Source organism: Bacillus sp. FSL R5-0654 (genome assembly GCF_038008745.1).
Lineage (GTDB): Bacteria > Bacillota > Bacilli > Bacillales > Bacillaceae > Bacillus > Bacillus safensis.
Window position 1 is genome coordinate 2,662,652 of record NZ_JBBOZV010000001.1, and the last position, 13,169, is coordinate 2,675,820.

12 protein-coding genes are annotated in these 13,169 nt (G+C 41.6%); 4 read left to right on the plus strand and 8 right to left on the minus strand.

The features are described 5' to 3' along the window. Positions 1 to 2: 2 nt before the first annotated feature. From NSS76_RS13580 to dnaE, 7 genes are all read right to left on the minus strand, one after another. Positions 3 to 392 carry an FxsA family protein gene (locus tag NSS76_RS13580; protein ID WP_025092259.1) on the minus strand — a complete coding sequence of 130 codons (390 nt, stop codon included), beginning with the start codon at positions 390 to 392 and terminating at the stop codon, positions 3 to 5. Between the two features lie 99 nt (positions 393 to 491). Then, positions 492 to 2,252: a pyruvate kinase gene (pyk, locus tag NSS76_RS13585; protein WP_024426143.1), complete on the minus strand. Its 1,761-nt coding sequence runs from the start codon at positions 2,250 to 2,252 to the stop codon at positions 492 to 494. Between the two features lie 27 nt (positions 2,253 to 2,279). Continuing rightward, positions 2,280 to 3,239, minus strand: coding sequence for a 6-phosphofructokinase (gene pfkA, locus NSS76_RS13590; protein ID WP_024424794.1), 960 nt, complete (start codon positions 3,237 to 3,239; stop codon positions 2,280 to 2,282). Positions 3,240 to 3,580: 341 nt separating this feature from the next. Beyond that, positions 3,581 to 4,558 carry an acetyl-CoA carboxylase carboxyl transferase subunit alpha gene (gene accA / locus NSS76_RS13595; RefSeq protein ID WP_024424795.1) on the minus strand — a complete coding sequence of 326 codons (978 nt, stop codon included), beginning with the start codon at positions 4,556 to 4,558 and terminating at the stop codon, positions 3,581 to 3,583. Beyond that, on the minus strand, positions 4,543 to 5,418 hold the full coding sequence (accD, locus tag NSS76_RS13600; protein ID WP_024424796.1) for an acetyl-CoA carboxylase, carboxyltransferase subunit beta: 876 nt from the start codon (positions 5,416 to 5,418) through the stop codon (positions 4,543 to 4,545). The genes accA and accD overlap by 16 nt, the downstream gene beginning before the upstream one ends. A 303-nt stretch (positions 5,419 to 5,721) precedes the next feature. Continuing rightward, the gene (locus NSS76_RS13605; RefSeq protein WP_025092260.1) at positions 5,722 to 6,954 is read right to left on the minus strand and encodes an NAD(P)-dependent malic enzyme; all 1,233 of its coding nucleotides are present in this window, start codon (positions 6,952 to 6,954) and stop codon (positions 5,722 to 5,724) included. 141 nt (positions 6,955 to 7,095) lie between these two features. Continuing rightward, on the minus strand, positions 7,096 to 10,431 hold the full coding sequence (dnaE, locus tag NSS76_RS13610; RefSeq protein WP_341082388.1) for a DNA polymerase III subunit alpha: 3,336 nt from the start codon (positions 10,429 to 10,431) through the stop codon (positions 7,096 to 7,098). Between the two features lie 137 nt (positions 10,432 to 10,568). Between dnaE and NSS76_RS13615 the strand changes: the two genes are divergently transcribed. The 3 genes from NSS76_RS13615 to NSS76_RS13625 all read left to right on the plus strand — a co-directional run bounded on the left by NSS76_RS13615 (position 10,569) and on the right by NSS76_RS13625 (position 11,704). Then, the gene (locus NSS76_RS13615) at positions 10,569 to 10,910 is read left to right on the plus strand and encodes a YtrH family sporulation protein (protein WP_024424798.1); all 342 of its coding nucleotides are present in this window, start codon (positions 10,569 to 10,571) and stop codon (positions 10,908 to 10,910) included. Next, the gene (ytrI, locus tag NSS76_RS13620) at positions 10,907 to 11,410 is read left to right on the plus strand and encodes a sporulation membrane protein YtrI (protein WP_003216226.1); all 504 of its coding nucleotides are present in this window, start codon (positions 10,907 to 10,909) and stop codon (positions 11,408 to 11,410) included. Before NSS76_RS13615 ends, ytrI begins: the two co-directional genes overlap by 4 nt. 108 nt (positions 11,411 to 11,518) lie before the next feature. Next, entirely contained in the window at positions 11,519 to 11,704 is a 186-nt protein-coding gene (locus NSS76_RS13625; RefSeq protein WP_003216400.1) for a hypothetical protein, read from the plus strand. Positions 11,705 to 11,755: 51 nt separating this feature from the next. Here NSS76_RS13625 and NSS76_RS13630 read toward each other — a convergent pair whose 3' ends face one another. Next, entirely contained in the window at positions 11,756 to 12,697 is a 942-nt protein-coding gene (locus NSS76_RS13630; RefSeq protein WP_341082389.1) for a DHH family phosphoesterase, read from the minus strand. Positions 12,698 to 12,844: 147 nt separating this feature from the next. Between NSS76_RS13630 and NSS76_RS13635 the strand changes: the two genes are divergently transcribed. Next, positions 12,845 to 13,147, plus strand: coding sequence for a YtpI family protein (locus NSS76_RS13635; protein WP_003216665.1), 303 nt, complete (start codon positions 12,845 to 12,847; stop codon positions 13,145 to 13,147). The last annotated feature ends 22 nt before the right edge of the window (positions 13,148 to 13,169 follow it).

Sequence of the window (13,169 nt, forward strand, 5' to 3'; positions counted from 1 at the left end):
CTTTAACGAATGATCGTGTAGCGGTTACGATTAGACATGTTTCTAAGCCAGCGTTCAAAGAGCGGCTTGATTCCCTTTCTCGTCACCGGAATGAGCAGCAAAGCCCCAATGATATCCGATAAGAAGCCTGGAATGAGCAGCAGCAGACCGCCGATTAGAATACAAAAACCATCGACAATCGCTCCCCCTGGCATCTTGCCATATTGCAAATCTCGCTGCACTTTTTGGAAGGCTTCTATCCCTTGTTTTCTTGCAAAATAAGCACCTAAGGCACTTGTCAGCACGATGAGCAGCATCGTTGGCAAAATGCCAATGATTTTACTTGAGATTAAAAATAAACTAATTTCCACCGCAGGGAACAGAATTAATAATAGTAGAAAATATTTCTTCAACCATATCACCTCATGGGGTATCTTTCATCGAAAGCTGTTTACTTTTTTTAGTGTAACATAAAAAAAGAGAGGAGTCAGACAACTCCCCTCTTGGATGAATTAAAGGACGCTCGCACGGCCTTTGTAGATCGCTCCGCGTGCTGGATCTACTGTAATCTCTTCGCCTTCTTTTAATAATGTTGTTGCGCTGTCAAGACCAACAATCACTGGAATGCCGAGGCTTAGTCCAACAACTGCTGCATGGCTTGTTAAACCGCCCTCTTCTGTGATAAGGGCAGATGCTTTTTCTAAAGCTCCCATCATATCACGATCTGTGCAGTTTGCAACTAGGATCGCACCATCGTACATTTTTTCTTCTGCTTCTTTTCCGCTTTGTGCAATGACAACCGGTCCAAATGCAGATTTACGGCCAATCCCTTGACCTTTCGCAATGATGTCACCGACAACATATACTTTCATTAAGTTCGTCGTACCTGTTTCACCAACTGGCACACCTGCTGTAATGACAATTAAATCGCCGTGTCTTACATAGCCTGTTTCAATTGACTTTTCTACTGCATTCTCAAGCATTTCATCAGTAGACGTCGTTTTTGATCCGCTCTTTGCAAATACACCGAATACGAGTGAAAGCTTTCTCGCCACTGATTCGTTTGCAGTAACTGCTACGATTGGTGCTTTTGGTCTATATTTTGAAATCATTCTTGCTGTATGTCCGCTTTCCGTCGGTGTCACAATCGCTGCTACATCAAGCTTCATTGCTGTATGTGCAACAGATTGACCGATCGCGTCTGTAATGCTGACTTCTACTTCTTCGCTTCTGCGAGAAAGAATGGCTTTATAGTTTAGTGCTTCTTCTGAACGTGATGCAATGTTATGCATTGTTTGTACGGCTTCTACTGGATATGTTCCTGCTGCTGTTTCACCAGAAAGCATAATCGCATCTGTACCGTCAAAAATAGCATTTGCCACGTCACTTGCTTCCGCACGAGTTGGACGAGGGTTACGCTGCATGCTGTCCAGCATTTGAGTCGCTGTGATGACAGGCTTGCCTAAGCGATTGCATTTTTTGATCAGCATTTTTTGAACAAGCGGTACTTCTTCTGCCGGGATCTCTACACCAAGATCTCCACGCGCAACCATTAAACCGTCAGATACCTCAAGGATCTCGTCGATGTTATCAACACCCTCTTGGTTTTCAATCTTAGGGATGATTTGAATATCAGTCGCATTGTTCTTTTCAAGAAGCTCACGAATTTCAAGAACATCAGAAGCTCGTCTCACAAAAGAAGCTGCGATGAAATCGACGCCTTGTTCAATTCCAAACAGAATATCATTGGCATCCTTTTCTGTAATACCTGGCAGGTTCACACTGACGCCAGGTATGTTGACGCCTTTTTTGTTTTTGAGCGTGCCTGTATTCATGACTTTAGTGACGATTTCTTTGCGGTCCTTGTTAATTTCTTTTACTTCTAAACCAATCAGACCATCATCTAATAGAATCGTTGAACCTACTTCTACATCATGAATTAAATCTTCGTATGTCACACTAATTTTTTCCGTATTTCCAACAATGTCTTCCATACTCACGATAAGATCAGCACCAGCGACTAGCTCAATTGAGCCGTTTTCAACTGTACGTGTACGGATCTCTGGACCTTTTGTATCTAGAAGGATCGCAATGTCCTTGCCTAATGTTTTACCTGCTTTACGTATGTTTTCAATGCGTGCACCATGCTCTTCAAAATCTCCATGGGAGAAGTTTAGTCTGGCTACATTCATTCCTGCTTCAATCAATTCAGTCAGCTTTTCAATGCTTTCACTTGCTGGACCGATTGTACAAACGATTTTTGTCTTTCTCATTACTGTTCCTCCTAAGGTCTTCTCGTTTTATATAGAGAGCTCTTGTGAAAGTCGGTACATATTTTTATCGACTGTATGTTTTTTATCTAAGATTTCTAAAATATCGTGATGAACGAGTTCATTGCTTTGAATGCCTACACAGCGTCCGCCTTGTCCTTCAAGAAGAAGCTCGACTGCATATGCTCCTAAACGGCTTGCCAGTACACGGTCAAACGCACTCGGAGAACCTCCGCGCTGAATATGCCCTAAGACAGATACACGTGTTTCAAGGCTTGTCTCCTCTTCAATCCGCTTACCAAATTCAACACCGCTGCCTACGCCTTCTGCAACGATGATGATACTATGCTTCTTGCCGCGTTCGTGACCTCTTCTTAACCTAGCAATAATTTCGTCCATGTCATAGTCTGCTTCAGGAATCAAAATAGATTCGGCTCCGCCCGCAAGACCTGACCAAAGAGCAATATCACCAGCATGTCTTCCCATTACTTCCACTACGTATGTACGTTCATGAGATGTAGCTGTATCACGAATTTTATCAATGGCATCAATGACAGTATTCAGTGCTGTATCAAAGCCAATAGTGAAATCAGTACCTGGAATATCGTTGTCAATCGTGCCTGGAACACCTACACATGGAAAACCGAGCTCTGTTAATTTCTTCGCTCCCATAAATGACCCGTCTCCACCAATGACTACAAGTCCTTCAATACCGAATTTTTTTAAGTTTTCAATTCCCTTTTCACGACCTTCAACTGTCTTGAATTCAGGACATCTTGCCGTGTAAAGTTTTGTTCCTCCACGATGAATGATATCGCCTACTGAACCTATTTCGAGTTTCTCAATTTTACCGTTAATTAGACCTGAGTATCCATTATAAATACCGTAAACTTCAACATTATGGTAAATTGCTTTCCTTACAACTGCGCGCACAGCTGCATTCATTCCTGGGGAATCCCCACCGCTTGTTAAAACTCCTATACGCTTCATCTTTTTCACCTCAGAGACCATATATGAATTAAACATACCATTTCCACTGCTTGAAAACAATCATGAGCAAATTTGGATGTTTTCAATACGAATTTCTAAAACCGTACTTATTATACAATTAAATAAACCGTTTTTAAACAAAAGTTAAGAACGTCATGAAAGCAAATCTCTCTGAAATCTGTAAAGGCAGGTGCTATAAACCTTGTCATATCAAGGTTTTAAGACGTTTCAAATTTTATGAAAACAAAAGAAAATTATTTTCAAATAGCGCTTACATGAAGACGGTTTTCATGAAAAAAGATGAAAAAAATAAACGCCAGCCAAAAAGGCTGTACGTTTATTTAGTTTACCCCAATATATTGATTTTCAATCGAGACTTTCCCGATTGCTTTGTATTTTTCATATCTTTGTTCGACTAGTTCTTCAGGCGTTAGTTTGAGCAAAGATGTAAGTGACTGTTTTAATGTTTTTTCCATGTAAGCTGCTTGTTGTTTCACGTCTCGATGTGCTCCACCTTGCACTTCTTTAATAACATCATCTATAATATCTAATTCTTTTAGGTCTGGAGCGGTAATTTTCATTGATTCTGCAGCTTTTTTCGCAAGTGATGAGTCCTTCCAGAGCAGTGCTGCTGCACCTTCAGGTGAAATCACTGAATATGTTGAGTTTTCTAGCATGAATAGGTGGTTCCCTACGCCTAAGCCTAGTGCACCGCCGCTTCCGCCTTCTCCAATGACAATACAGACAACCGGTACACGAAGTCCTGCCATTTCGAATAGGTTTTTCGCAATTGCTTCACTTTGTCCGCGCTCTTCAGCTGCTTTACCAGGATAAGCTCCTTTTGTATCAATAAAGCAAATGATCGGGCGATTAAATTTATCTGCTTGTTTCATCAAGCGCAGCGCTTTACGGTAGCCTTCTGGATGAGGCATTCCGAAATTACGGCGCAAGTTTTCTTTTGTATCTTTACCGCGCTGATGGCCAATAACCGTGACAGGAAGCCCTTTAAACGTGGCAATTCCTCCAACGATCGCTTCATCATCACCATAAAAACGGTCACCGTGACATTCGAAAAAGTTGTCAAACAGCTCTTGAATGTAATCGAGAGTTGTTGGGCGCATCGCATGCCGAGCAATCTGCACTCTGTCCCACGGCTTTAAATTTGTATAAATGTCTGCTTCAAGCTTGCTCAGACGTGTTTCAAGGCGCTCAATTTCTGCACTTAAATCCATTTCTGAGTTTTGTGTGAACTTTTTCAGTTCATCAATTTTCGCTCGAAGTTCAATGACAGGTTTTTCAAATTCTAGTTCTCCAGCCACTCTCGTTCACCTCCTGTGCTGTGTAGCGCTAAGATTCGGCCTAGTGTTTCTTTCATTTCTGCACGATGGATCACAGCATCAAGCTGTCCATGCTTCATTAAAAATTCAGCCGTCTGGAAGTCCTCTGGCAGGTCTTCACGAATCGTTTGTTCAATGATTCTGCGGCCTGCAAAACCAATTAAAGCACCAGGTTCTGCAAAATTGTAATCACCGAGAGACGCAAAACTAGCTGATACACCGCCAGTTGTTGGGTTCGTCATCACAGAGATAATCAAACCTTGATCCTCGCTGAACAGTTTTAATGCTGAACTTGTTTTTGCCATCTGCATGAGACTGAGAATTCCCTCTTGCATTCTCGCTCCGCCAGAAGCAGTAAAGATAATAAATGGCACCTTGTCCGCTTTTGCTTTCTCGATCGCCAGCGTGATCTTTTCACCAACAACGGATCCCATGCTGCCCATACGGAACGTGGCATCCATGACAGCAATCACAGCACTTTGGCCTTCAATTTCACCTTTACCAGTGACAATGGCTTCATTCAAAGATGTTTTTTCTCTGTCTTTCTCAAGCTTTTCTTCGTAGCCTGGGAAACCGAGCGGGTTTGATGAAATGAGGTGCCCGTTAAATTCTTCAAATGTGCCTTCATCTACAAGGCTTTCAATACGCTGTTTTGCATTCATTTGCAAATGTCTGCCGCAATTCATACAAACACGTAAATTTTTATCTAGTTCTTTGGTGAGCATTATTTTTTTACATTGCGGACATTTGGTCATGATGCCTTCAGGCACATCTTGACTTGCCTGTTCAGAGGGTACAGATGCATATTTTTTCTTTTTACTGAAAATATTCTTGATTGACAAATGACTACCTCCCTTTTTGAAGGGTTTTTTCTTTACACGCACATCCACTATTATAGGACATGTCATAACTGTACCGAAACTATTGTACTTTTTTTGTCAAACGCTGTCATCCTTCATTCAATTTTTTCAGTGGGGAATTGATGAGAAATGAGTATGTGTTTGGGGCGCTGAGCAGTTGATGTGTTTGAATTGTGAACGTCTACAAAAAAATCTCATTCCGGATGAAAAAATTTTCGCGTAAGAGAGGAAATGGTGCACGTTTTTCTCCAGTTTCAGAAAGAACGTGCACACTTTTCCAGTTGATTATTCGCCGATAATCGTTAATTTTCTTGTTTTTTCAGCGACAGCTTCTGGGTCGACCTTGATTCTTGCAACGCCAGTTTCCATTGCTGCTTTTGCCACCGCTTTTGCTACCGCTGGTGCTACGCGTGCATCAAATGGTGCAGGAATGACATATTCAGCTGACAATTCTTCATCTGAAACAAGAGACGCAATCGCTTCAACAGCTGCGATTTTCATTTCTTCGTTAATGTGAGTTGCACGTACATCTAATGCTCCGCGGAAAATTCCTGGGAATGCCAGTACGTTGTTCACTTGGTTCGGGAAGTCAGAACGGCCAGTTCCTACAACACTTGCTCCTGCTGCATGTGCATCTTCTGGCATGATCTCTGGATTTGGATTAGCCATAGCAAAGATGACAGGATCTTTTGCCATTTTTCCAACCATTTCTTTTGTTAAAGCGCCTGCCACAGAAACCCCGATAAAGACATCTGCGCCTTCAATGACCTCTTCTAATGAACCTTCTTTACGGTCTTGGTTCGTGAATTTAGCTACTTCGTTTTTCACTGCATTCATACCGTTCGGGCGGCCTTCGTAAATAGCACCTTTCGTATCACACATAATGATATCACGTACACCGAAATGATAAAGAAGCTTGATAATCGCAATTCCTGCTGCTCCGGCGCCGTTTGCCACTACTTTAATTGAAGACATGGATTTTCCAGATAGCTTCAGTGCATTCACAAGTCCTGCTACTGTCACAATCGCTGTTCCGTGCTGATCATCGTGGAAAACTGGAATGTTTGTCTCTTTTTTCAAGCGCTCTTCGATGATAAAGCAGTTAGGCGCTGCAATATCTTCAAGGTTCACACCGCCAAAAGTCGGCTCAAGAAGCTTCACTGTTTCAACGATTTTGTCTACATCGTTCGTTGCAAGCGCGATTGGGAAGGCATCTACGCCTGCAAAACTTTTGAATAATACAGCTTTCCCTTCCATTACTGGAAGAGATGCTTCTGCACCGATATTTCCAAGTCCTAAAACAGCGCTTCCGTCTGTGACAACAGCGACCATATTGCCTTTCATTGTATAATCATACACTTTGCTTGTGTCGTCATAAATATCTTTACATGGTTCTGCAACACCAGGTGAATAAGCCAAGCTCAAGTCTTTCGCATTTTTCACTTGTACTTTTGATTTTGATTCGAGTTTGCCTTGATTCTCTTTGTGCATATGTAATGCTTCTTCTCTTAATGACATGTGATGAACACTCCTTCAAGTGGAAAATGATTTAATGATTTGCTAAATTGATAAGCACATACTGGCAGTTTTAAATACACAGAATCTTTAAAATGATAACACAATAGGTGAATTTGTAAAACATATTCAGGCGATTTGTCATCATTTAATCACAACATTTTGTTCACCGAGCAGCTCTTTTAACTGGAAAATCACAGCATGATCTGCATGAACTTTGTATGCATCTGGAAGTCTCATCGTCTTTTTTTGCTTCTCATAATACAAATAGACATCTGCTTCTCCGCTGTGCATCGAAAGGATTCGTTTTACTTGCTCTAGCAGCTCCTGCGTATGATTCTCTTCTTTCACACGAATGTAGACAGACTCTTTTCTTTTTGCATCCATCTCTTCCAGCAAAGCAGCTTCTTGCACGATGATTTGACTGCTGTCATTTCTGACCTCTACTCTGCCTTCAACATAAAGCATGTTGCCCTCCTCAAGTAAGGGGGACAGCTTTCTAAATTGCTCTGGAAAGACGACGCCTTCCATTTCTCCCGTTTCATCCCCAAATGTAACAAATGCCATCGATTGTCCATTTTTTGTCCGAATCGATTTCACTTTTGTCAAAAGACCACCCATTGAGATTTTACGCTTAATATAGGAAGAAAGTCTGATGATTTCCACTGCACCATTCTCTCTTAAGCGGTCTCGGTACGCTTGTACTGGATGATTTGATAAATATAACCCGAGTGCCTCTTTTTCAAATTGCAGGAGATCAACAAGCGGCATTTCTTCTATCTCCGCATATTTTGGCTTAATGGAGAAGGTTGTATCCCCAAGAAAGTCCAGCTGATCCTCTGGATTTAAAAATGACACGTGGTCTAACGCAATATCTATCGATGCTAATAACGAAGCACGATTGGGATAAAATTCATCCATCGCCCCTGAAAAAATGAGCGCTTCAATCGTTTTTCGGTTGACACTCTTTGGTGATACTCTTGCGCAAAAATCAAATAAATCTTCAAACGGCTTTTCCTGTCTTGCTCTGTATATATCCTTTACAGCTGACACTCCGACATTTTTAATCGCTCTTAAGCTGTAGCGGATCTCCCCTTTTTCAACCGTAAATGGAAACTCACTCTTATTAATAGAAGGCTTCAACACAGATATCCCTTTTTCCTTCGCCTCATAGAAATATTGAGCAATTTTGTCTTCATTTCCAATTACACTCGTTAAAAGACCGCACATAAAATATAACGGATAATGCGCTTTTAAATAAGCAAGCTGAAAGCCAATCATGCTATATGCAACAGCATGGCTTCTATTAAAACCATAGTTTGCAAATTTGACGATTAAGTCATAAACGTCATTTGCAATGTTAACAGGATACTCCTTTTTTAGGCATCCTTCAACAAAATGGCTTCGCTCTTCATCCAGGACCTTTTTATCCTTCTTTGAAACAGCTCTTCTTAATAGATCTGCCTCGCCCAGCTGAAATCCAGCCATTTTCGCTGCAATCAGCATGATCTGCTCCTGATAGACGATGACCCCATATGTATCCTTTAATATGTCATACAAATCAGGATGAGGATAAGAGACTTTGACTCTGCCATGCTTTCGGTCGATAAAAAGCGGGATATTTTCCATTGGACCTGGACGATAGAGAGCATTGACCGCCACGATATCTTCTAAACTAGACGGCTTCAGGCGCCTTAGCACCTGACGCATCCCCTGTGATTCAAGCTGGAATATTCCAGTTGTATCTCCTGCGGATAACAATTCAAACGTTTTCTGATCCTCATATGAAATGTCACTAAAGTTAATGTGGACGTTTTCCTGTCTTTCAATCTGGTTTTTAATGGATTCAATTAATGTTAAGTTTCTTAGTCCTAAGAAATCCATCTTTAACAGTCCGAGATCTTCTAAATAATTCATCGCATACTGCGTTAAATACACACCTTCATGGCCGTCTTGAATGGGAACGACCTCTGTCAGCGGTTCCTCGCTCAGCACAACGCCAGCTGCATGTGTCGAGGTGTGTCTTGGCAAGCCTTCTACTTTTAAAGCAGTTTGGAAGACCTTTCGAAGCTCATCGGATTGCTGAAGCATCGTTTTTAATTCAGAAGATGCAGTCACCGCTTCTTTCAGCGTCGTTCCTGGCTTTGATGGAATCAGCTTGGCAAGACGGTCCGCTGCCTTTGAATCAATTCCCATCACACGACCAACATCCCTTAAAGCAGCTTTTGCTGCCAGTGTTCCAAACGTGACAATTTGCGCCACATGCATATCTCCGTATTTGTCTTTTACATAAGAAATGATTTCATCTCTTCTCGTGTCGGGGAAATCAATATCAATATCTGGCATGCTGATCCGCTCTGGATTTAAGAAGCGCTCAAATAAAAGACCGTGACGGATCGGATCGACATCCGTAATAAACAGAACATATGCAACAAGTGAACCCGCTGCTGATCCCCGCCCAGGGCCTGTGACAATTCCTTTGTCATGCGCATATTTCATAAAATCCCACACAATGAGAAAATAATCACTGAAATTCATTTTTTGGATAATGCTCAGCTCATATTCAAGCCTTTTGACATACATGTCATTTGAAGCAAGCTTTCTTTGCTTCATCCCTTCTGCGCACACTCTGCGTAAAAACTGATCTGCTGTTGATTGATCAGGAGTCGGGTAAGATGGGAGTTTTGTCTGCCCAAGATTTAAATCAACTTCACAGCGGTTTGCAATCTCCACCGTTCTTGTCAGCAGCTCTTGATCATCTCTATACCATTCCAACATTTCTTCAAAGGATCTGAAATGCTTTTCTCCTCGGTCTTCCTCTATCTCTGAAAGCTGCTTACCTGCTTTGATCGCTTTTAAGCACGTATAAGCCATTTTGTCTTCTCGATTGATATAGTGAACATCACCCGTCGCAACAAGAGGAATGTCTGTACTTTGTGAGACGTCCCGCAGTTTGCCGGCGAGCGATTCGTCCTGCTGAAATGGCTGAAGTGAGATATACACATGTCCCTCGCCGAATATATGCTTCAATTGTTTAGCGGCTTCACGCGCTTCTTCTAACTGATCATGCTGCAAAAGCGTTTCAATATACCCAGATGCGCCTGGTGTGATGGCAATGAGCCCGCGGTGATAGCTTTTGAGCCATTTCTCTTTCAATCCAGCTTTTGATTTTGATTTCAGCACACTGCTGATTTTGATTAGGTTTTGATAGCCTTCATTGTTTTTTGCAAGGAGTACCAAGGGATAAGCCTCTGTCTCTTGTTCATCTATGAAGACAGAAGCTGTTAAACCGATAACCGGCTTGATGCCATGTTTTTTACATTCCTTATAAAATTCAACCGTGCCATACATCACATGGTCATCGGTAAGAGCGAGCGCCTTGCAGCCAAGTTCTTTTGCTTTCAGCACAAGCTCCTTTACTTTAGCTGCACTGCTTAACAAGCTGTATCCACTGTGGACCTGAAGATGAACATAAGACATGCTTAATCCACTCCTTTCGTCTAAAGTCATTCTTTCATTATAAAACGCGATGCGATGAGAAACAAATGTTCTTTCTTTTCTGTCCGTTCATACTTGTCCAGAACACGCCATATATTGAATAGAGTGAGGTGGACAAAATGGATGTGAAGGAAGCTTTTATTCCGAATTTTATCAGCTGTTATTTTATCGCCCTAGGGGTCATCTTGGGTGGTGCTATCATAGGCGGTGTTGGTGCGTATTTATCTGGTCAGCCGCCTTTATCCATTATTACTAGTCTTGCCAACCGTTTAAAGATTTGGGCGCTTGTCGCCGCTATTGGCGGAACATTTGATGCTGTTTATAGCTTTGAACGAGGCATTTTTGAAGGAAACACGCGTGATATTTTCAAGCAGATTTTATTAATTATCTCTGCCATGGGCGGTGCACAAACGGGGTATCTCATTATTACGTGGCTCACCCAGGAGCATGTGTCATCATGAGGGTGCCGGAGCTGTATAAACGCCCAGGCTGGCAGCGTTTTTTTGCAGGAATGATGTTTGGTGCGATTGTAAGCTGGCTTATTTTTCTCTTTACATACGGAACCTTTCAGGAAAAGCAAGTGACACTGCTGAGAAGCCAGCAGCATCATATGGACAGTCTGAAAGAACAAATCACACTCTATCGGGAAGATTTGCATAAGTTAAATGAGGATAATAAGAAGCGGCTGCTGATCCAAAGCGTAGATGTTCATCTCGTGAATCGTGAGCAATATAAAATCCCAGAGCCAGATACACTAAAGTTTGAAGATCAGGTCAAGGAGGATATCTCAGAAGTCATTACAAAAGATATTGAAAGTGTCTATAAAACAAAGGAATTACTAAAACGGACAGTGGAAAATAAAGAATATACCATTCGGGAAAAGGCATATCGCGCGAAAGTGACAGAGCTGACAATTTATACGAAGCTTTCACTTGAAGTACGTATTTCATTTGCTGAATAAAGAGGTTGTGGAATTTTTATGAATTTCTGCCCTCAATGATTTCTTTTCACGCTTCATTTTTATACACTAAAAGTAGAACGAGATCTTAAATAGAAAGAGGTGAGGACAATGGAGGTTTACAGCTATCGTCAAATGGCACGAGACAAAGCAAGCCGGATCAAAGACGGCATGTGTGCTTATGCTGAGACAGAAATGATGGCTCATTTAATTAAAAAAGAATTAAAGCATCAAAATCTCCAAGCCTATGAAGATTCAACAGACATCGGCTGCTGGTTTATCCCTGTATGCAAGTAACCCTTTTCTCCATGACAAAAAAGAGAGAAGGGACTTTATATCCCTCCTCTCTTATGATGATGCTTTACATACTTCCTCTAAATCACGCAAAATCTCATCTGCTACGGCCCAATCATAAATGGACGCACCGGCTGCAAGCGGGTGGCCGCCTCCATGATATTTTTTCGCAATGGTGTTAATGACGACGCCTTTAGAGCGGAATCTCACACGAATCTGATCGTTTTCTTCCACAAAAAAGACCCATGCCTTAATGCCTGCAATATTTCCTAGTGTCCCAACAAGCTGTGAGGCCTGCTGCGCTGTTGTTTGGAACGATTCCAAAATTTCGCGCTTAATGAAAACAGATGCAACCCCGTTCTCTGACAAAGTAATATGTTGAAAAATATAGCCATTTAATTTCACGACATTCAAATCTGTCTCATACAATTGATTGAAAAGATCTGAAGATGAAAATGGATATTCGATAAGTTCCCCTGCATATTTGAGTGTCTTTTTCGTTGTGTTTGGGAAAAGGAAGCGGCCTGTGTCTCCTACAATGCCGGCATAGATCAATTCAGCTGCCTTTGTATTCAGCTGATATCCTTCTTCTTTCCCCTCTAAGTACAATTCATAAATCATCTCGCTCACAGAGCTTGCCTCTGTATCCACCCAAAGCAAATCACCATAAGGATCTTCATTCGGGTGATGGTCGATTTTCATCAGCTTATCGCCCATTAAATAGCGCTGATCATCGATTCTTGCTTGATTGGCTGTATCACAGACAATGACAAGGGCCCCTTTATACACGTCATCTGGTACCTCATCGAGTTCATATAAAAATGAAAGGGATGGCTCAGGCGTTCCTGTCGCATAAATATTTTTTTCTGGATAGGTGGCACGCAAGATTTCCGTAAGGCCGCACTGCGATCCATACGCATCAGGATCTGGTCTTACATGTCTATGGATGATGATGGTGTCATATAATGATATGGTTCTAATCAGTTCTTTTTTCATAAAAACTCCTTCTCATGCGATACTCTTTTTATTATTAAATCATAATCTATCGTGACGGAAAAGTGAGGAATAGACAATTTATTCTAGTAAGCAAGCCTATTTACGTTTAAAATAGGGTTGTAACCACTTACAATGGAGGCTTGGCACATGCTTGTTTTGATTGTGTTTATTATTTGTTCTGCCATGTTTTATTTATACTACAAAGCAAAAAATGTCCGTACGAACCGGCCAGTCGAGAAAAAATTCTGGTCGGCGAAATCCAGTATGGCCCTTGGCTGCTTTGTCCTGCTCTTCGGTGTGAATCAATTATTTTTAAACCGCTCGTCACTCGCATTTGTCATCGGATTTATTTTTGTTGCCGTTGGTATCGGCAGTACATGGGCTGGGTATAAAGCCTACAAGCATTATCTTCCGCTCTTTTTAAAGGAAGGCGAAAAAGATCACGCGTAATAAGGAAAGGGGCGACATGAGT